The sequence below is a fragment of the Arthrobacter sp. UYP6 genome (genome assembly GCF_040547315.1).
Lineage (GTDB): Bacteria > Actinomycetota > Actinomycetes > Actinomycetales > Micrococcaceae > Arthrobacter_B.
Map to the genome: position 1 here is coordinate 41809 of NZ_JBEPPM010000011.1, position 19479 is coordinate 61287.

Consider the following 19479-nt stretch of genomic DNA (forward strand, 5'->3'; position numbering starts at 1 on the left):
TAAGTAGATGCCAGTGAAGAACCGAAGGGTTGTGTAGTGTCCAGCAAGTCCATAGAAGGCACCGGTGGTGCCGGCCGTGCAGGAGACAAGGTGTTCTCCGGGATCACGCTCCTGGCCGGTTGCCTCATCCTTCTCGTCCTGTTTTCCGTGGCGGTGTTCCTGCTCTGGCAGGCGCTGCCCACGTTCACCGCGGACTCCGCGGACATCAGCGGCGGCGAGGGCTTCTTCACCTACATTTGGCCGCTGGTCATTGGCACCGTCATTGCAGCGGCCATCGCCCTGCTGATTGCCACGCCGGTGGGCATCGGCGTCGCGCTCTTCATCTCGCACTACGCGCCGCGCCGCATCGCCCAGAGCCTGGGCTACCTCATTGACCTGCTGGCGGCCATCCCCTCGGTGGTCTACGGAGCCTGGGGCATGATGGTGCTCGCACCGGCCCTGGTGGGCCCCTATAACTGGCTGGCTGAACACGCCGGCTGGATCCCGATCTTCGCCGGACCGGCCAGCCAGACCGGGAAGACCATGCTCACAGCAGGGATTGTCCTCTCAGTCATGGTGCTGCCCATCATCACCTCCCTGACCCGGGAAATCTTCCTTCAGACCCCGAAGCTGCACGAGGAAGCTGCCCTGGCCATGGGTGCCACCCGCTGGGAGATGATCAAGATGGCGGTGTTCCCCTTTGCCCGCCCTGGCGTCATCAGCGCGGTCATGCTGGGCCTGGGACGCGCACTGGGCGAAACCATGGCCGTAGCCCTGGTGCTTTCCTCCGGCGGCCTGATCGCCAGCCTGATCCGTCCGGGCAACCAGACGATCGCCGCGGAAATTGCCCTGAACTTCCCCGAAGCGTACGGGCTGCGCCTGTCCGAGCTGATTGCCGCCGGTCTGGTGCTGTTCCTGATCACCCTGGCCGTGAACGTGATTGCGCGCTGGATCATCAGCCGCCATAAAGAATTCTCCGGAGCCAACTGATGCAGACGCAAACGCAAACCCTCAGCCGCCGGCCGGCAACCCTGACCAAAAACCGCCTCCCGCGTTACGCGGTGTGGGTGGTTCTGGCCGCGGCACTCATTCTGGGTGCGGCTTTATCCGCGCTGATCGGCTTTGGCATCGCGAGCTTCACCATTTTCACCGCAGTGATTTTTGTGCTTGGAGCCACCGCACTGACCGGAATCGTTGAAGGCCAGCGGCGCGCAGCGGACCGGCTGGCCACCTATCTGATCTGTGGCTCCTTCCTGCTGGCGCTGGTTCCCCTGGTCTCGGTGATCTTCACCGTGCTGTCCAAGGGTCTGGCCGGCCTGAGCCCCGATTTCCTGTTCACGTCCATGGGCGGGATGACCGGCGCCGTGGACAACAACAGTGTGGAGACCGGCGGGCCGGTGCTGGGCGGGGCCTACCACGGCATTGTGGGTACTCTGCTGATCACCCTGTGGGCCACCATCATTTCCGTACCGATTGGCCTGCTAACCGCCGTCTACCTCGTCGAATACAGCAACGGCGGGCCGCTGTCCCGGGCCATCACCTTCTTTGTGGACGTCATGACCGGCATCCCCTCGATTGTTGCCGGCCTGTTCGCGGCCGCCTTCTTCGCCCTGGTCTTTGGGCCGGGGGTGCGCACCGGCTTTGTGGCCGCCGTCGCCCTCTCCGTCCTCATGATCCCGGTGGTGGTGCGCTCCACGGAGGAGATGCTCAAAATCGTGCCGAATGAGCTGCGGGAGGCCGCCTACGCGCTGGGCGTGCGCAAGTGGCGCACCATCCTCAAGGTGGTGGTGCCGACGGCGATCTCCGGCATTGCCTCGGGCGTCACCCTGGCCATTGCCCGCGTGATCGGCGAGACCGCGCCGCTGCTGGTGACCGCAGGCTTTGTCAATACGATCAACATGAACGTGTTTGCGGGCTGGATGACCACCCTGCCCACCTACATTTACCGGCAGCTCATGAGCCCCACCTCGCCCACCAACACCGATCCCAGCACGCAGCGTGCCTGGGCCGCGGCGCTGCTGCTGATCATCATGGTGATGCTGCTGAACCTCGGTGCCCGCCTGATCGCCCGACTCTTTGCGCCCAAGACCGGACGCTGACCAGCGTCGCCCCTCCGCTGCCGGTCCACGCGACCGCAGCGCCCCCAAACCTCCAAACAAAAGGAAACACATGTCCAAGCGAATCGACGTCAAGGACCTCAACGTCTACTACGGCGACTTCCTGGCCGTTGAGAACGTCAACATCAACATTGAGGCACGCTCCGTCACGGCGTTCATCGGACCGTCGGGCTGCGGAAAGTCCACGTTCCTGCGGACGCTGAACCGGATGCATGAAGTCCTGCCCGGTGCCCGCGTGGAAGGCGAAGTGCTGCTGGACGGCGAGAACCTCTACGGTCCCGGCGTGGACCCCGTCACCGTGCGCAGCCACATCGGCATGGTGTTCCAGCGCCCCAACCCGTTCCCCACCATGTCCATCCGGGACAACGTGCTGGCCGGCGTGAAGCTGAACAACAAGCGCATCTCCAAGTCCGACGCCGATGACCTGGTGGAGAAATCTCTGACCGGTGCCAATCTGTGGAAGGAAGTCCGGGACCGCCTGGACAAGCCCGGCTCCGGTCTTTCCGGCGGCCAGCAGCAGCGCCTGTGCATCGCCAGGGCCATTGCGGTCTCTCCCGAAGTGATCCTCATGGACGAGCCCTGCTCCGCACTGGACCCCATCTCCACCCTTGCCATTGAGGACCTTATTGAAGAACTCAAAAGCGACTACACGGTGGTGATCGTGACGCACAACATGCAGCAGGCGGCACGGGTGTCGGATAAGACGGCATTCTTCAACATTGCCGGGACCGGCAAGCCCGGAAAGCTGATCGAGTACGCGGACACCCCGGTCATCTTCAGCAACCCGTCCCAGAAGGCCACCGAGGATTACGTCTCCGGCCGCTTCGGGTAGCCGCGCCGGATAAAAGGTCCGGGCAATAGGTCCGGGTAGGACCGGCAGGTCAGAGCAGCGGGCTGATCGCCAGGAAGAGGATGCCGCCCAGCAGGGCGGTCACCGGCGCCGTGGTTAGCCAGGTGACCAGGATTTCCCGCAGCGGAATGAACCGGACGGTGGAAAAGCGCTGGTTGGCGCCCGCACCCACAATGGCCGAGGTCATGGTCTGCGTGCTGGAAAGCGGGATCTGCAGCCAGAGGGCTCCCATGAAAAGCATCGAGGAACTGACCGCCGTGGCGCTCATCCCGCGCAGCGGATCGATGCGCACCAGCCGGCTGCCAAGTGTGTGGCTGATCCGCCACCCGCCGAACAGGCTTCCAACGGCCAGCGCAGTGCCGGAAAAGAGCTGGACCCAGAGCGGAATGCCGGCAGCATCCGCGGAATATCCGGCGGCCGCCAACGCCAGCACTATGACCGCCATGGTGCGCTGGCCGTCCTGCATTCCGTGGCCCAGCGAAAACGCTGCCGTGAACACGGATTGGGCTATCCGATTTCCTGCGTCGCCGCGCCGGGGAGCGCTGTAGCGCATGAGCCAGGTGGTGGGAAAGACCAGCAAATAGGCCAGCACAAAGGCGACAACGGGTGAGAGCAGCAGCGGCAGGACAATCTGCTGCAGCAGCACCTGATACGACTCGGCGATATTGGGCCCGCCCACCAGGGTAGACGCGGCACCCGAGCCCACGATTCCGCCCACAAGCGCGTGGGTGGAGGAGGAAGGCATCCGGCGCCACCAGGTCCACAGCCCCCACCCGCACGCGGCCAGCAGGCCGGCAATCAGAATGCCGAGCCCCGGGGTGCCTTCCGGCAGCTGAATGAACCGGTCAGCCAGCACCAGGGCCAGAGCCGTGCTCAGCAGGGCTCCGGTCAGGTTGAAAACGGAGGCGAGGACGACGGCGGCCGTTGGCGTCAGCGCCCGGGTGCGCACCGAGGTGGCCACCGAGTTCGAGACGTCGTGGAAGCCGTTGATAAAGGCGTACGCCCCGGCGAAAAGCACGACGCCGGCCAGCAGGAACGGCTCCACCTAGGATTCCCGGACCAGGATGCCGCCCACAGCAGTGGCACACCGGCGCAGCGCCGTGGTGGTGGCAGCCAGCTGGTCGGCGAGGTCCCGGTGCCGTGCATAAGTGAGGGGTTTGTGGTCGCGCAGGAGTTCGGACACCCAGATCCGGTGGGTTCGCTCTGCCCGCTTGGCGAGCCGGAGCATTTCTATCCAGTAATCATCGAGGTCTTCCAGCGAGGCGAGGCGGCGCATGGCGCCTACCGTCAGTTCGGCCTGCCGTCCAATGACCTCAAGCTGTTCCGCGGCGCGCCCGGAGATGCCCGTCAGGCGGTACAGCGAGATGACCTCCGCTGCGGCGTCCAGGGTTTCCATTGCTGCCATCAGGGTTTGGGACAGCCCGTACAGGTCCTCGCGCGGGAGTGGATTGATGAAGCTGGACCTCATCTGCGTCATGAGCGCAAAATGCAGATCAGTGGACTCTGCCTCCAGCTGGTGCATCTGCTCCGCGAGGCGTTCATATTCGTCCGGTTCGGCGCCTAAAACTTCGGAGAGCGTGCCCGAACCGCGGACCAGGACGTGTCCCATTCTGGAAAGAAGCTCAAGCCCCGCATTCTCCTGGGGGAAAAGCCGCAGCTTCACGGGAGAACCCGGAACTGCACGGTGGAGTGGGGGCCCTGCACGAAGTAGGTCACGAGCCTAAGATTATAGGCTGCACGGAAAGATCCAAAAGCGGTGCCGGACCGGGAGCGCCTCTCGGCGGAAGGCCGCTCGAAGCGGCTCTAAGTTGAAGCCCGGGGGTTCCGCAGTCCGACACCAATTTCAGTTTTCTACGCTTCGCCGAGGATGTCAACATGAGCTCCGAAGGGCGTCTAATCCAGCTCTCCCCGGCGCCACGCGGCGGCTGAATGCTCCAGATCCTCGGCCGTCCGCACCAATTGGCGCGCGTTGCGGGTCAGTTGGGTCGCTTTTTCGGTACTGCTGGCTTCCAGCGCGTCCGCGTGGTGGGTCTGGCCCAGAGCCACCACCCGGCAGAACGCCGCGAAGCGCTCCAGGGCTACGTCAAACTCTCCTTCAAAGGCTCCGGAGAGGATGGTATCCGCCATGACTTTGACTTCATCAGCGCCCAGCGGTTCAGCCACCCCCGCCACCACCTTGGATACCTGCGCAACGTCCTTGCCGGCCGCGTAGTAGGCAGCAACGCGCTCAGGGTTTTGCTGCGTGGCGGCACGGAGGGCATAGAGGCGCCACAGGGCCCCGGGAAGCGAACGGGCGGGGCTCTCCGCCCACATTTCCGCAATAGATTCCAGGCCCTGCCGGTCCGCGAGTTTCACCAGACGGCGGGTGATCTCCGGATCGGAACTTTCCCGGCCGTGGTGGACCAGAGCCTGGGCAGCCAGATGGGCTGCTTCGGATACTCGGGCCGGATCCGCGCCTCCGGGGAAGTTGGCGAAGTCCAGCGGAGCGTACAGCTTGGGCTTGTGATGCCGTGCCGGCATTTCATTGGACTCACTCATAATCCGAGAATACTCCGCTGCAGGAAGGGGCGTCGAGGAGGACCGCCGGGGCCGGTGTGCGGGCATCACGAGTGGTGCGCTGTGAACAAATAGGAAAGACAGGGGTCCTTTGTTTCGTGAGATGTGTCCCCTGTGCGATAAAGTGGAGAAGTCGATTCGTCGACGGCTTCGATTGCAGGGGAAACCCGGCAGGAATTGCCGTCCCGATACGGCGGGGGGCCTTTAGCTCAGTTGGTAGAGCATCGGACTTTTAATCCGTGGGTCGTGGGTTCGAGCCCCACAGGGCCCACCAGAAGATGGGCCGGCTCGCCGTTTGCGGTGAGCCGGGACGTCGGCAGCACCCCGGTCTTCGGACCGGGGTGCTTTTTCTTTTCCGTGACGCTTTAGGCGGGGCCGCCGCCGGTGTTTGCTTCCTGGCCGCGTTCGACGACGGCGGGTGGCACCGGCCTACGCCGGGTGGTGTCAAACTTCATCAGCTTGTGCGTTCCGTCGCAATAGGGCTTGATGGCAGATCCGCCGCACCTGCACAGGGCCACCGTGCCCCGGTCACGGGGGATGGGAACACCGTCCGGGGTGACCAGCTCAAAGTCCCCGCGCACCAGCAGGGGACCATCGGGGCAGGCCACCACGGACGCCGCCGCCGGCCGTTCCGTCGTGGTCGGGGCTGCCGTCTCCGCTGATTCTTCTTCCACTGATTCCACGGCCGCACCCGACGCCGGGCACCCGGGGCACCGGGCGTCGGCACCGGAAGTCACGGAGTTACCCCGGCGGACAGGGCCATACCGTCCAGTGCACCGGCTGCGGCCCCTGTTGAAGCCGGTTCCCGGAGGGCGGAGCGGTCCTGCTGCCAGGCGGAAAGCTGGTCCTCACCCATCAGGGCATCCAGCGTGAATACCGTTGCAGCACCGAATAACACGTCAGCCAGCAGCGCCGGATCCGATTCGGCGAGCCCCCCGGCCAGATCCCGCGCGGCAATCTGCTCATGGACGGCGTCTGCCTCCACATGTTCGTCAAAGTAGTACGTCACATCATCACCAAAGCCCAGCCGCCGGAAACCCCGCGCATAAAAGGAATTGGGAATGGACGAGGTCATTTCAAAGGCAGCCAGATGCCCGGCAATGGCACCGCGCAGCCGTCTATTCAAGCCGAACAGGGACATGGCATTGGAGGAGGCCAGGGTCAGCGCAGGCACAAAGTCCAGGTACCAGCCGTACTCGGTTTCCAGGTCCAGGCCTTTCATGGTGACCGCAAAGAGGTGGGAGTGCATCCGTTCGGGGCGCCCGCCGCCGTACTCGTCGGCCTGGATTTCAATCAGGGCTGCCTTGGCCCGGCCCACCGGCAGCCGGGGAATGGCCCAGCTGTGGGGATCGGCTTCCTTCAATTGATAGACCGAGCGCAGGACCAGGAACTCCTGCAGCTGTTCGCGGGTTGCCTTGGAGGCGACGTAGCGCGAGACGCTGGGCCCGTCGTCGTCGGCGGCCATCCGGAACAGCTCCGCGGCAACCGCCTCAGAGGTGGGTTCCGGCAGCGCGGGAACGGCAACGATGCGGCGCAGGGCCGCCTCAAAAACAGCTTCCAGATCCAGTCGCAGCGCCACCAGGCCGGGATTCCATTCCAGGGCGTCCGGCACCGTGGCCAGTCCGCTGTAGTGCAGTTCGTAGAGACAGAAAAGTGTCAGCTGCAGGTCTTCGTCACGAAGAATGTCCGCAGTGGCGCCGGCTGCGAGGCGCACAGATTCGGAGAGCTCGGCAAGCGCCGGAGCAGTCGGAGCTGCCGGGGCGGACAACAGGTCAAAGAGGGCGGCGCTGAGTGGTCCGCGCGGTGCGGGGATTTTCATTCTTATCCTTTGTACTCCGGTGGAGGGGGCCGGGCAGTAGCTCTGGGCGGGCCAGAGAGGCGGGGCGGCCGGTCGTGACGGCAAGTCGGGACAGTAAATCCAGGACATCAGCATACTTGGTATTTTCGTCCGGTTCAGTACACGCGGGCACTCCGTCCGTAATCCGCGATGAGCCGGGGCAGGGTGGGGCGGCATTTTGTCCGGGCGGGTGACGGGCAGGGCGGACCGTCCCGCGGACATTGACCTTTTTGTCCATTGCGCGTGAGATGGGAGGACGCGACAAGTAAAGCATTTCGAAAGAGGGACGCTCATGCCGCTGGAGGATACAGGAGCACCAGTACTCATTCCTGCCCTGCTGTTGCTGGCCACCGCAATGGCTGTCACTGCTGCCAGGGTTGATGCGGCCCTGCGTCGCGGCGACGGCGAAAACCTGTTTTGGATTGCCTTGACGGGGCTGCTGACTGTCCTGCTGGCCATCGTCTGGGCTGTTGCCGGCAGCCCCGGAAGCGGGCCGTGGGTTGGGCTGGCTGCCGTGGCTGGAACCGCGGGTGCCGGGGGATGGCTGCGGATGCGCCACCGGCGGCGCATCCAGGCCCGCCGGCAGGCGGCGCGGCGGGCCCGGATCGCGGAAATCGAACACCGGCACGACGCGGTGCTGCTGAGCTGGAGTTCGTATGAGCTGGACGCGTGGAAGGCCTTGGAGAAGCCAGGCTTGGGTGACACCTCAAAACCCGAAACCAAGACCCTCATGCGCGCCATGAAGGCCGCTGCAGTACTACGACCGGCGGAGGAGCTCCCGGAAGCGCTGGATGAGCAGCGGATCAGGGAGTACGGGGCCGCCGTCGAGGGCTTAGAGAAGGCTTGGGAACGCGCAGAGGCCTCGGCAGGAGGCGGCCGGGCGGCCTAGCCCGAGACGGAAATTCATCCGAAAGGGCGCAGTCCGGCGCCAGCCAGGATGGTCTGGACGAATTGCCGCTTCGGTGTCAGGCTCAGGGGCATGAACGGGCGAACCAGGGATGACGTTGAGGTCTCCCATAACCATGACCACAACCGCTACGAGCTTTGGGTGGGGGGTGAGTTGGCGGGCACCGCTGAATATGAGGAAGAACCAGACTCTGTTGCCCTGACCCACACGGTGGTTCGGGGGCAGTTCCGACACCAGGGGTATTCCTCCATGCTGGTGAAGTTTGCGGCGGAAGACATCATTGCCTCCGGGCGGCGGATCAAACCGTATTGCTCTTACGCGGCTGCCTACCTGGGCAAGCATCGGGAGTTGAGTCATCATGTCTCGTGGCCGCAGGAGGCGCGGTGATCGGCCCGCGGGAAACCCGGGCAGGCAGCTGGCTAAAGGAGCCTGCGCCTTAATTGAAGCTGACTCCCCGCTCTGCATATGGGGGGAACGCAGAAGGGGGAGCCAGTGAAAATAGTATAGTTGCAACCGTTCGGAGAAACCAATTGGGGGTGTGCCTGTGGCCGTGTCGGCCAAAGCTTTTCAAAGCTGGCGCTCCATGATGGCCCCCCGCGAGTCCACGGCGGATCTTTGCCGCATGGCCGGTATCAAGCGTTCAACCCTCGCACAGCAGCTGGTCCGCGGAAAGGTGTCTGAAAGCACCGTTGTCCGCGTGGCCAGAGCCTGCGACCAGGACCCGGTGGCAGCGCTTTCCTACTTCGACGGGTACCGCGATCTGCAGGCCGGTTCCCGTCCGCCCTCCGACTGTGAGCTGATCAGCCAGGTTTCCTATGTCTGCATCCTGCAGCTCCTGGTGGCGCGGAGCCTGGATCCATATCCCGCACCCGCAGACCTGCCGGCCCTGTGCCCCTTTCCGCACCGCAACTCCGTGCGGGCCTGGTTTGAGGCCGTCGATCAGGGAGACTTGCGGCAGCGGCTCAGTGCCAAGAGCGGGGTTGCGCCACAAAACCTTTCCGCGCAGCTCACCGCCGGACGGCTTGCCACCGACCTGGCAGTTGAAGCGGCCCGGCTGGCCGGGGTCTCGTTGACCAGCGGACTCGTGGCCACGGGACTGCTGACTCCGGATGAATGCGGATGGCCGTTGGGAGGACGTGAGCGGGCACTCGCAGAGCTTTCCGACGCTGACCTGGTGCTTCTAGCAAGAGACCGGCTGGATACGCTGGGTAAGGTACTTAAAAAGCTCGAAACCGATGAAAAAAACAACTCAGCGCTATTGGAGCAATTGGGATGACGTTGCAGTGGATTGCTTTTGGAGTCACTGTTTTTTTCGGTCTGCTGCGGCTGCCCGGCGCCATCCGCGGCGAGAACAGGGGACTTTTCTGTGCACTGATTATCCTGGCCGTGGTTATGGCGCTGAGCATTCCTCCTTTTTACCTTGCGGTGGATTCCGTGCTCGGCGGCGTGAATATTGCGAACCTACTCATTAGATACTGCAGTTTTGCCACTGTTGTGATCTTGGGTGCAAAGGTTGCTGCGGCCTTCAACGCTCCCAGGGTGCAGCGGCTCATTGCCGGGCAGTCGGGACTCACGGTACTGGGCCTGGCCGCGGCTGCCGTGGCAGTACTCTTCTTTGTCAGTGACCTGCCGGAGTCGTCGCCTGCTCTTGCGGCGTATTGGGACCAGGGCACGGTGAATGCCTACGGTGATACGTCGAGGCTTTATCAGGCCTACGTGGCCGCCTGTCTGGTCCCGGCGCTGGCCCTCTGTTCAGCTGACCGGCGACGGCGTAAGGATATCCGCATCAGCGCCGGACTGATGTCGCTGGGCGGTGTCCTCACTGTTGTCCATTCGCTGCTGATCCTGTCTTTGTGGGATATGCAGCTGGTGGTCTTGGACCGTGTGCTTCCCTATACCGCGGTCATCGTCATATCAATCGGACTGGCGCTTATTTGGAACTCGCAGCGCGTGGCAAAAAGGGTGCCGCAAACGGGTTCGCTGGCGCAGGTCAACGGTGCCAGATAAAGAATTGGCAACGCTCGTTCACAATTTCATCATCCTGTGTCAGAATAATGATTATGTAACATCCGCTGCCTGTGGGGGGTCAGCGTGAGGTTACGACCGAAGCCAGCGGATTAACTCCGCTGGCTTCGCTGTGTCCGGACTCTCCTGAAATGGTCCCGGATAAACACAGCGGGAGCCTCACCCCGAAAGGGCAGGCCCCCGCTTCATACCCCGGACGGAGCGGCGGCTATTGCGCGTCGAGATCCGTTTCCAGAATTTTGACCAGGGCGTCGAGGGCGTCGTCGGCGCCGTCGCCCTCGGCCCGCAACACCACAACGTCTCCGTTGGAGGCGCCCAGGCTCATCAGCGACAGCATGCTGGCGGCATCCATCGCCTCGTCGGCGGGCTCGCCCTCCATGGCGATGGTGACGTCAACGGGCTGGGCTGCTGCCGCCTCGGCGAAGATGGAGGCAGGGCGCGCGTGCAGTCCCACCCGGCTGGCGATGGTCGCTTTGCGTTCTGGCATGGTGTTGTTTCCTTCCGGTTGTTCTCAGGTTAGGGACGGGAGCGGGAAACGGCTCACAGGGCCAGCTCCTCGAGAATGGGCAGCCGGCTGCGAACTGACGTCCGGGCTTCCGCTGCGGTGCTAGCATCCAGGGCGAGCGAGGCCAGATCCTGCGCCTGGGCGAGGGAAACAGTGGCCAGCACCGCTCCCACGGAAGTCAGGGCCCGCGGCGTCATGGACAAGGTGTTGACGCCCATCCCGGCAAGCACCACAGCAAGGGCCGGATCCGCGGCTGCCTCCCCGCAGACCCCCACATTCTTGGCCGCTGCCGCCGACGGGTCCGGCTCCGCAGCCGCTTCGGCGGCCCGTGCACCGTCGACAGTGCGCTTGATCAGCTGCAGGACAGCGGGCTGCCAGGGATCGTTCAGGGTGGCCAGGGTTCCCAGCTGCCGGTCTGCGGCCATGGTGTACTGCGTGAGGTCGTTGGTTCCCAGGGACGCGAAGCGAACCTTGGACAGGACAGCCTGGGCCATGATCGCGGCGGCGGGAACTTCGATCATTACGCCGGGGATGGCCAGTCCGACGCCGGTGCATTTGACCGCGAAATCTGCGGCTTCCTCGGCTGTGGAAATCATGGGAGCCATGACCCATACATCGGCCTCGTGAGCGCCGGCGGCGGCGGCGATCGCTTCCAGCTGGCGGCCGAGCACGCCGGGGGAGGAACGATCTGTGCGGTAGCCCCGGACGCCGAGGGCAGGATTGGGCTCCGAGGCGTCCGTGAGGAACGGCAACGGCTTGTCCGCTCCGGCATCCAATGTACGGACCACCACTTTCCGCCCGGGGAAGGCCTCAAAGACCGCCCCGTACGCCGCGACCTGCTCCTCCAGGCCGGGCTCGGAGTCACGGCCCAGAAAGCAGAACTCGGTGCGCAGCAGCCCAACGCCTTCGGCTCCGGCCGCCGCGGCGGCCTGGGCATCCTTGCCGGAACCCACATTGGCGAGCAGCGGAACGCGGTACCCGTCCGACGTCGTGCCGGTGCCGCTGAAGGGTGGCAGGGATACTCGTGAGGCGTACTTTTGCGCAGCTTCCCGTTCAGCCGCTCCGGGGTCCACCACCACGGTGCCCGTTGCGCCGTCGAGATACAGATCGGCACCTTCGGCGATGGAATCGGCGCCCACGGCACCCACCACGGCGGGAAGGCCCAGGGAGCGGGCCAAAATCGCTGTGTGGGACTGTGGCCCGCCGCCTGAAGTGACCAGGCCAATCACTTTGGCGGGGTCAAGCGTGGCGGTGTCCGCCGGGGCAAGCTCCTCTGCGGTCAGAATGAACGGAACATCGGAAGCCGGGATTCCCGGCGCAGGCAGCCCGTCCAGCTGGGCCACGATGCGCGCGCGGACATCCAGAACGTCCTGGGTACGCTCGGCCATATAGCCGCCCAGGCTCTGCAGCATGGCGGCCACCTCCAGCCCGGCCTCCCAGACGGCCCGGTCCGCCGCCATGCCGGCATTGATGTGCTTGCCGGCAGCTTTAAGCAGCATCGGATCGGTGGCCATCATGGCGGTGGCATCCAGTACAGCCTTAGCGTCTCCGCTGGACGTCTCCGCCCGATGGCGCAGATCCGCCCGGACTTCTTCCGCGGCGTCCTTCAGGCGGGCCTTCTCGCCATCCACTGTGCTGTCCGCGTTAAATCTGGCGTCAGCGGCGGGCTCGGGCACCGGGGGCGGCATCCGCAGTGAGGGGCCAAGTACCCGCCCGGCGCTGACTCCGATTCCCTTGATGGTCCGCATCAGTAGGCCTCTCTGTGGGTGGTGGCTGGTTTAGGCAATGACGGGCTCCTCTGCGCGTTTGGGCGCCGTCCACCGCTTGAGTGCAACATAGATCAATCCTGAGGCCACCATTCCCGCGAGGATAGCCACAATGAACATCAGCAGGTTGCCGATGGCGAAGAACACGAAAATCCCGCCGTGCGGCGCCTGGGAGGTGACGCCGGTCCCCATGCAGATGGCGCCGGCGAGGGCACCTCCAATCATGCTGGATGGAATCACCCGCAGGGGGTCCGCCGCGGCAAAAGGAATGGCGCCCTCGGAGATGAAGGCGGCACCGAGCAACCAGGCAGCCTTGCCGTTCTCCCGCAGGGCCATGGTGAACTGCTGTTTGTCCAGCACGGTTGCCAGGGCCATGCCCAGCGGCGGCACCATGCCTGCGGCCATGACTGCGGCCATGATCTGCCAGGGAGCCTGGTTTTCGAAACTTCCCTCGCCAAGCCCGGCCACGGCAAACGCATACGCCACCTTGTTGATGGGGCCGCCGAGGTCTGATCCCATCATGAGTCCCAGAATGACACCCAGTGCGATAGCGGTCACGCCGGACAGGCCGTACAGCCAATCATTCAGGGCCAGCGTCAGGGCGGCTATGGGTCCGCCCAGAACCAAAATCATGAGTCCGGAGGCTATCAAAGACGTCACCAGAGGAATGATGACCACCGGCATCAGGCCGCGCAACCAGCTGGGTACAGTCCAGCTGCCCACCCACCGGGCGACATAGCCGGCCAGCAGGCCGCCAATCAGGCCGCCAATGAAACCGGCGTCCATAAAGAGGGCCACCGCGCCGGCCGTGAAGCCCGGTGCGATGCCGGGGCGGTCGGCCAGAGCGTAGGCAATGTAACCGGCCAGTGCGGGTACCAGGAAGGCCATCGACAGGTTGCCGATCTTCCAGAACACAGCACCCAAATATATGCGCAGGCTCTCGTCGCCGAGGTTGAACAGCGTGCTTCCGTCCAGGATCGTGTCGCCGTTCAGGGTACCTGTGTCATCTGACAGTGAGAGTTCATAGCCTCCGAGCAGGAAGCCCAGGGCAATGAGCAGACCGCCGCCGGCCACGAAGGGGATCATGTAGCTGACACCCGTGAGCAGTGCCCGTTTGAGTTGTCCGCCGAAGCCTTCGCCGCCGCCGCTGCCCTGGGGATCGCGTTCCTCGCCGCCGCCGCCCCCGCCGGCCACACGCCGGGCGTTGGGGTTCTTGGCTGCGGCGAGGGCCTCGTCGATCATGACGCCGGGTTCGTCAATTCCCCGCTTCACCGGGCCAGCAACCACGGGCAGGCCCGCGAACCGGCTTTTATTCCGGACGTCGACGTCGGTGGCGAAAATGACAGCCTCAGCGTTGCGGATGACGGCGGGGTCCAGGGGAGTGGAGCCCGCAGAGCCCTGCGTTTCCACCTGTAGGTCAATCCCCCGCTCGGCGGCTACTGCGGCCAGGGAATCTGCGGCCATGTATGTGTGGGCAATGCCCGTGGGACACGCGGTGACGGCCACGAGGTGGTGAACTGTTCCGCCGTCGCCGGATCCGCTTCCGCCGTCGCCGTCAGTTCCACCGGGGGCGGGGTCGCCAGCGCTGTGGGCACCGCCGGACCCGGTGGAACCGCCGCTTTCAGTGCCGGAAGTTCTGGCGCCGGTGGAACCGCCGCTTTCAGTGCCGGAAGTTCCGGTGCCTGTGCCGGCGGCGCTGGCTCCTGTGGCCCCAGCGGCATTAGTGGTGCCCGACGGCGCCGCGCCCGTCTGCGACTCCGGAACAGGACCCAGCCCCAGGGCGCCGTCTACCAGCTCAACAATGTCCTCGGGCGACCGGGCCGTCCGCAGCGCACCGGTGAAGTTCTTCTTGATCAGTGAGCGCGCCAGCTTGGCCAGCAGCTGGAGGTGCTCCTGGTCTGCACCCTCCGGCGCGGCGATGAAGAAGACGATGTCCGCGGGGCCGTCCTTGGCTCCCCAGTCCACCGGGGGTTCGATCCGAGCCATGGCCAGCGTGGCCTTGGTGACGGCGGAGGAACGGCAGTGCGGAATGGCAATCCCGCCGGGAACGCCAGTTGCGGTCTTGGACTCGCGGGCCATGGCATCCGAATACAGCTCGTCGAAGCTGGTGGCCCGGTCTGTGGAGACGACCTTTTGGACGAGGTGGCGGATCACCTCGGACCGTTCGCTTCCCAGGTTCTGGTCCAGGGTGACCAGCTCCGGTGTGATGAGATCAGACATTAGTCTTCCTCCTTAGTGGATGCGGTCCGAGTGGCGCCGGTGCCGGGAACGGCAGGGGGGCCTTCTAGCTCCGCCACGGTCACGGCACCGGGATCGGTCTGCGCGAGCGTGGGAACGGTGGTTCCTGGAAGGGAGGCCGCAGCGGCGCCGTGGGCCACGGCCTGGCGCAGGCAGTCACGCGGCGGAGCGCCGGCGACATCCGCCAGCAGATAACCCGCCAATGAGGAGTCGCCCGCGCCCACGGTTGACCGGGGCGCAACCGGCGCGCGGGTTGCCTGCCATGCGCCCCCGGCGGTGACCAGCAGGGCACCCTTGGGGCCCAGGGTTGCCAGGACCGCCCCCACACCTCTGGCGATCAGAGTCCGTGCCGCGCCGACTGCGAGGAGGGGATCCGCTTCAAGCTCGTCTTCCGTTCCGATGCCGGTGACCTCGGCCAGCTCCTCTGCGTTGGGCTTGAGCAGATCCGGGGCGGCATTATGTCGAAGGGCTCCCAGCAGCGGGGGGCCGGAGGAGTCGATGGCAATCCGCGGAGCACCGTCGCCGAAACGCCGTCGGACAGCGTGGGCCACCAGCGCGTAGAGATCCGGTGAGGCGCCGGGCGGAAGCGAGCCGGCAAGTACCAGCCAGGATGCGGCGGAACCCTTCTCTCCGGCCGCACACGTGGTGACCAGCAAGCTGATGAGGGCTTCCTGGTCCGCGGCGTCAAGCGGGGGGCCCGGCATGTTGATCTTGGTTGTGGTTCCGTCCGGTTCGGTGAGCGTAATGTTGCTCCGCACCGGGGCGGCAATCGGAAGATTCGCGTAACTGACCCCGGCGCCGCGCAGTAATCCCATCACCGGATCGTCGTCGCGGCCGGGCAGCACGGCGATCGACTGGAGGCCGGACACGGTCAGCGCACGGCTGACGTTCACGCCTTTGCCACCCGGGTCCTCGCTGATTGCTGCAGCGCGCTGCACCGCTCCCCTCAGAAGTGCCCCGGGGAGCTCGATGGTCCGGTCCAGACTGGGATTGACGGTGAGGGTGACAATCATTGAACCACCATGTTCGGACTCCTGAAGGTGCCGCAGTTACCGTCCGTGTTCAGCTGTTGGGCGCTGGGCGGTTGCCGCTTCCGGGGCAGCTGAATTAACGGTATTTAGGTTGATGAGTGAATGCAATGGCCCGCGTTTCCCGCACGCCTGGGAAGCCCAAACGGGCGCTGGATCCGCTCCGGAACTAGGGTGAGTGGATGTACAACGTCCTGTGGTCCGCTCCGGCAAAGAACCGTCCCGGTACCCATCTGCTCGTCATGCTCCACGGTTACGGAACAGATGAGCACAGCTTGGCCGGGCTCTTTCCTGCGTTGCCCGCAGGGATCACCGGTGCTTCCCTGCGGGGAACATTCCCTGTGGGCGACTCCCATGGCTGGTTCCTGCTGGACCCGTATCTGCAGTCCGGCACCGCCGAAGTGCTGGAGGCAGCGGCAGGGGTCTTCAGCTGGCTGGACCGGGTCCGCGCCGAGGGATCATTCACCGGAGTGTCCCTGCTGGGTTTTTCTCAGGGGATGGCAATGGCCGGAACTTTGCTGCGGCTGCGTCCGGCAGCATTTACGTCCGTTGTTGGCCTCTCCGGATTCATAACCGAGAATGAGCTGCTGGCAATGGCGGAACCGCTGCCGGAACCGGTTCCCTTCTTCTGGGGAAGGGACCGAAACGACTGGGTCATTAACGAAGATGCGATTCTCCACACACAGAAGTGGCTGACCGAAAACACCGCATTGACTGCCCGCACTTATCCCGGGATGGGGCACGCAATAGACCGCGAAGAGGTCCGAGATGTGAGCATCTTCCTCCGCAGTTATGTACTGCCCAAGGCGCAGGATGATGTGAAAAACAAAAGTGGCTAACATCTATAACACGGGATGAAAAATCCTTGTCGACTACTACATAAGCATGCTTATGAAGTACAGTGGAGGAAAGCGCGGCCCACAGGCCGTTCGGAATAATCACTCGTTCATGCAGCAAGGAGTATTCATCATGGGTTTCATTGCTTTCCTTATTCTGGGTCTTATCGCAGGTGCAATCGCCAAGGCAATCCTGCCGGGTCGCCAGGGCGGCGGCTGGATCGCTACGTTGGTTCTCGGCGTCATCGGCGCCCTGCTTGGTAGCTGGATCGGCGGCGCCATCTTCAACAAGGGCACCGACATCTTCTCGCTGACGTCGCTGGCCACGTGGATCTTTGCCATCCTGGGATCCCTCATCGTTCTGGTGATCTACGGCTTCGTTACTCGTAAGAGCAGCCACGCGTAGTTCATGAATTCCGCGCTATGGTGCGGAGATCTGCAGTAAGCGCAGACAGGCGGGGCCGGCGGAATATGCGCCGGCCCCGCTTTTTCTGTATGCGCCTCACGTAGGGTTAACCGGGCCGGTGCGGTGCACCGGCCCAACAGTTTCGAAAGGAGCGTTGCCGTGGGATTTGTCTCCAACCGTGCCTTCAAGATTGCCGGAGGGACCGTGTTTGAAAAGAACGGTACCCCCAAGGGGTCCCTGCTGCGCGCGATGGAACGTGCAGTGGAGGTCCAGCGTCCGCTTGTCCTCGCGAACATCCGCAGGCTGCAGCGCAAACATCCCCAAGCGACCCCGGAAGAGCTGGTGTCAATTGTCGAGAAGCATTACCTGGCCACGGTGACCGGAGGCGGAGCCGCAGTGGGCGCCACCGCCGTCGTGCCCGCCATTGGCACCGCGGCGGCCCTGGGCCTCTCGGCAGCGGCAACGGTGGGTTTCCTGGAAGCAACGGCGCTGTACGCCCAGTCCGTTGCAGAGCTGCACGGTGTGCACCTGACGGACCCCGACCGGTCCCGGACCATGGTCATGGCCATCATGCTCGGCGAAGAGGGGACGGCCATGATGCAGTCCGTTGCCGGGCGCGGAGCCAAACCCTGGGCTAGTTCCCTGGGCGCCATGCCGTCCGGCGTGATGGGATCCGTTGGATCTTCCATCCGGCGGCAGTTTACAAAACGCGTTGTTGCCCGGCAGGGGACCGCACTTCTCGGCCGTGCCCTGCCGCTGGGCATCGGGGCAGTGGTGGGCGGGGCTGGAAACCATGCCATGGGTAAGGGCGTCGTAAAGACCGCCCGGCGTGCCTTTGGCCCGGCACCGGACACGATCAGCGGCGAGCTGGCCGAGGAACTGCGGCAGATGCCGGACAACAGGTCCTAGCCCGCAGGTGCACCCCGGCTCCCCGGCCTAGCCGAAGACGGCGTGGGCCACGGTGAAGATGGCCAGCCCGGCCAGGGAGCCCACCACGGTGCCGTTGATCCGGATGAACTGCAGGTCCTTGCCCACCTGGAGCTCAATCTTTTCGGACGTTTCCTGGGCGTCCCAGTGCTCCACCGTCTCGGTGATCACTGCGGCAATGTCGCTGCTGTAGGTCTTCACGAGATAGCCGGCGGCGTCGGCGATCCAGGTGTTAACCTTTTCCGCCAGCTCAGGGTCTGTGGCCAGCCGGTGTCCAAAGTCCTGCACTGCGGCCTTGAAATTGCGGGTCAGTTCGCTGTCCGGGTCATCCACGGCGGTGGTGAGGGCATCCTTGATGGTGGCCCAGGTCTGGGTGATGAGCTGCTGGACCCGCGGGTCGTCCAGCACCTGTTCCTTGATGGCGTCGGCCTTGGCCATTACGGCGGGATCTTCCTGCAGGTCCCGGGCCAGACCCTTGAGGTAGTTATCCAGGGCGCGGCGCAGCTCATGGTTCTGGTCTTCCTGAACGGCCCGCAGGAAGCGTCCCACTTCCACCTGCACGCGGTCGCCCACCAGGTCATCCACGAAGGACGGCACCCAGGACGGGGATCGCTGGGCCACCAGCTCGGAGATGACATCCGGGTTCGCGGCCACCCAGTCGTTGACGCTGTCCACCACGAGGTTCACCAGCTGATGGTGGTGCCCCTCCTCGAAAACGCGTTCGGCCACCCGGCCCATCGGCGGACCCCAGGGCGGGTCCACCACGTGCCTGCGGAACATGGACTCGAGCACCGTCTTGACGGCCTCGTCGTCCAGGACCCGCAGGATGCCGCGGATCGCAGCGGATCCCTCGGTGGCGACGCGGGTCGCGCTTTCCGGCCGTTCAAGCCAGGCACCGGCCTTCTGCGCCAGTTCCATGGAGCCCAGCTTCTGCGTAATGACCTCCTCGGAGAGGAAATTACTCTCCACGAACTGGCCCAGGGACGCGCCGATCTGGTCTTTCTTGCGCGGAATGATGGCCGTGTGCGGAATCTTCACGCCCATCGGGTGCTTGAACAGCGCCGTGACCGCGAACCAGTCAGCCAGCGCGCCCACCATGCCGCCCTCGGCCGCCGCCCGGACGTACTGCAGCCACGGATAGCGCTCCTGCAGGGCGAAGGAAAAGACGAAGACAATCGCCAGCGCCACCAGGAGCCCGGTGGCGAATATCTTCATCCGGCGAAGGCCCTCGGCCCGCTGGGCATCATCCAGCACCGGGACGCTCATTCCGAAGCCCCGGATCCCTTAGCCCACGGAGTCCGGGCAGACGGGGCTGAAAGTACCGAAAATAGAATCGGGGTCGATGATGAAATCCATGCCGACGATGAAATCAATGCCGCTCCTCGTGCTTGTGCCGGCTCGTGTGCCGCGGACCGGCAGGGTGCCGCGGCAGGAACCGTCCAGCCAATCTAATCAGTCTGCTTCGCAGGGTGCCATGTCGGCAAACGCGGGGCAGCCTTCCG

The 19479-nt window shown here is 64.6% G+C and carries 20 protein-coding genes and 1 tRNA gene; 11 read left to right on the forward strand and 10 right to left on the reverse strand.

Translation table 11 applies throughout. The features are described from left to right. Positions 1–36: 36 nt before the first annotated feature. From pstC to pstB, 3 genes are all read left to right on the forward strand, one after another. Positions 37–969: a phosphate ABC transporter permease subunit PstC gene (gene pstC / locus ABIB35_RS10750; RefSeq protein WP_354181236.1), complete on the forward strand. Its 933-nt coding sequence runs from the start codon at positions 37–39 to the stop codon at positions 967–969. Beyond that, positions 969–2078 carry a phosphate ABC transporter permease PstA gene (gene pstA, locus ABIB35_RS10755; RefSeq protein WP_354181238.1) on the forward strand — a complete coding sequence of 370 codons (1110 nt, stop codon included), beginning with the start codon at positions 969–971 and terminating at the stop codon, positions 2076–2078. The genes pstC and pstA overlap by 1 nt, the downstream gene beginning before the upstream one ends. Before the next feature lie 70 nt (positions 2079–2148). Continuing rightward, positions 2149–2928 carry a phosphate ABC transporter ATP-binding protein PstB gene (gene pstB / locus ABIB35_RS10760; RefSeq protein WP_354181240.1) on the forward strand — a complete coding sequence of 260 codons (780 nt, stop codon included), beginning with the start codon at positions 2149–2151 and terminating at the stop codon, positions 2926–2928. Between the two features lie 49 nt (positions 2929–2977). On the opposite strand, the gene ABIB35_RS10765 is transcribed toward pstB, so the two are convergent. The 3 genes from ABIB35_RS10765 to ABIB35_RS10775 all read right to left on the reverse strand — a co-directional run bounded on the left by ABIB35_RS10765 (position 2978) and on the right by ABIB35_RS10775 (position 5484). Next, positions 2978–3991 (reverse strand): inorganic phosphate transporter, encoded by a 1014-nt coding sequence (locus ABIB35_RS10765; protein WP_354181242.1) that lies wholly within the window; start codon positions 3989–3991, stop codon positions 2978–2980. Next, complete coding sequence (locus ABIB35_RS10770) at positions 3992–4609, reverse strand: DUF47 domain-containing protein (RefSeq protein ID WP_354181244.1); 618 nt, start codon at positions 4607–4609, stop codon at positions 3992–3994. A 230-nt stretch (positions 4610–4839) separates the two neighbouring features. Beyond that, on the reverse strand, positions 4840–5484 hold the full coding sequence (locus ABIB35_RS10775) for a hypothetical protein (RefSeq protein ID WP_354181245.1): 645 nt from the start codon (positions 5482–5484) through the stop codon (positions 4840–4842). Between the two features lie 216 nt (positions 5485–5700). Here ABIB35_RS10775 and ABIB35_RS10780 point away from each other — a divergent pair. Continuing rightward, positions 5701–5776: transfer RNA gene (locus ABIB35_RS10780), tRNA-Lys, on the forward strand. 91 nt (positions 5777–5867) lie between these two features. On the opposite strand, the gene ABIB35_RS10785 is transcribed toward ABIB35_RS10780, so the two are convergent. Together ABIB35_RS10785 and ABIB35_RS10790 are read right to left on the reverse strand one after the other, a co-directional pair. Beyond that, positions 5868–6185 carry a CDGSH iron-sulfur domain-containing protein gene (locus ABIB35_RS10785; protein WP_502915772.1) on the reverse strand — a complete coding sequence of 106 codons (318 nt, stop codon included), beginning with the start codon at positions 6183–6185 and terminating at the stop codon, positions 5868–5870. Positions 6186–6235: 50 nt separating this feature from the next. Continuing rightward, complete coding sequence (locus tag ABIB35_RS10790) at positions 6236–7321, reverse strand: iron-containing redox enzyme family protein (RefSeq protein WP_354181246.1); 1086 nt, start codon at positions 7319–7321, stop codon at positions 6236–6238. Between the two features lie 310 nt (positions 7322–7631). Here ABIB35_RS10790 and ABIB35_RS10795 point away from each other — a divergent pair, with 310 nt between their 5' ends. The 4 genes from ABIB35_RS10795 (at position 7632) to ABIB35_RS10810 (ending at position 10253) form a co-directional block, all read left to right on the forward strand. Further along, positions 7632–8228: a hypothetical protein gene (locus tag ABIB35_RS10795; protein ID WP_354181248.1), complete on the forward strand. Its 597-nt coding sequence runs from the start codon at positions 7632–7634 to the stop codon at positions 8226–8228. A gap of 90 nt (positions 8229–8318) precedes the next feature. After that, positions 8319–8633 carry a GNAT family N-acetyltransferase gene (locus ABIB35_RS10800; protein ID WP_354181250.1) on the forward strand — a complete coding sequence of 105 codons (315 nt, stop codon included), beginning with the start codon at positions 8319–8321 and terminating at the stop codon, positions 8631–8633. A gap of 196 nt (positions 8634–8829) precedes the next feature. Then, positions 8830–9522, forward strand: coding sequence for a hypothetical protein (locus ABIB35_RS10805; protein ID WP_354181252.1), 693 nt, complete (start codon positions 8830–8832; stop codon positions 9520–9522). Further along, positions 9519–10253: a hypothetical protein gene (locus tag ABIB35_RS10810; RefSeq protein ID WP_354181254.1), complete on the forward strand. Its 735-nt coding sequence runs from the start codon at positions 9519–9521 to the stop codon at positions 10251–10253. The genes ABIB35_RS10805 and ABIB35_RS10810 overlap by 4 nt, the downstream gene beginning before the upstream one ends. Positions 10254–10479: 226 nt before the next feature. Here ABIB35_RS10810 and ABIB35_RS10815 read toward each other — a convergent pair whose 3' ends face one another. From ABIB35_RS10815 to ABIB35_RS10830, 4 genes are read right to left on the reverse strand one after another with little or no spacing between them, the layout of a single operon-like run. Beyond that, on the reverse strand, positions 10480–10758 hold the full coding sequence (locus ABIB35_RS10815; RefSeq protein WP_354181256.1) for an HPr family phosphocarrier protein: 279 nt from the start codon (positions 10756–10758) through the stop codon (positions 10480–10482). Positions 10759–10811: 53 nt separating this feature from the next. Next, entirely contained in the window at positions 10812–12524 is a 1713-nt protein-coding gene (ptsP, locus tag ABIB35_RS10820; RefSeq protein ID WP_354181258.1) for a phosphoenolpyruvate--protein phosphotransferase, read from the reverse strand. A 30-nt stretch (positions 12525–12554) separates the two neighbouring features. Beyond that, on the reverse strand, positions 12555–14762 hold the full coding sequence (locus tag ABIB35_RS10825; RefSeq protein WP_354181260.1) for a PTS fructose transporter subunit IIABC: 2208 nt from the start codon (positions 14760–14762) through the stop codon (positions 12555–12557). Then, positions 14762–15793, reverse strand: coding sequence for a 1-phosphofructokinase family hexose kinase (locus ABIB35_RS10830; RefSeq protein ID WP_354181262.1), 1032 nt, complete (start codon positions 15791–15793; stop codon positions 14762–14764). The genes ABIB35_RS10825 and ABIB35_RS10830 overlap by 1 nt, the downstream gene beginning before the upstream one ends. Positions 15794–15990: 197 nt before the next feature. On the opposite strand from ABIB35_RS10830, the gene ABIB35_RS10835 reads away from it, so the two are divergent. The 3 genes from ABIB35_RS10835 to ABIB35_RS10845 all read left to right on the forward strand — a co-directional run bounded on the left by ABIB35_RS10835 (position 15991) and on the right by ABIB35_RS10845 (position 17959). Next, on the forward strand, positions 15991–16647 hold the full coding sequence (locus tag ABIB35_RS10835) for an alpha/beta hydrolase (RefSeq protein WP_354181263.1): 657 nt from the start codon (positions 15991–15993) through the stop codon (positions 16645–16647). 130 nt (positions 16648–16777) lie between these two features. Next, complete coding sequence (locus tag ABIB35_RS10840) at positions 16778–17050, forward strand: GlsB/YeaQ/YmgE family stress response membrane protein (protein WP_354181265.1); 273 nt, start codon at positions 16778–16780, stop codon at positions 17048–17050. 159 nt (positions 17051–17209) lie between these two features. After that, positions 17210–17959: a hypothetical protein gene (locus tag ABIB35_RS10845; protein WP_354181266.1), complete on the forward strand. Its 750-nt coding sequence runs from the start codon at positions 17210–17212 to the stop codon at positions 17957–17959. 27 nt (positions 17960–17986) lie between these two features. Here the strand turns inward: ABIB35_RS10845 and ABIB35_RS10850 are convergent, their stop codons facing one another. Then, on the reverse strand, positions 17987–19243 hold the full coding sequence (locus ABIB35_RS10850) for a DUF445 domain-containing protein (protein ID WP_354181268.1): 1257 nt from the start codon (positions 19241–19243) through the stop codon (positions 17987–17989). Positions 19244–19479: the final 236 nt, after the last annotated feature.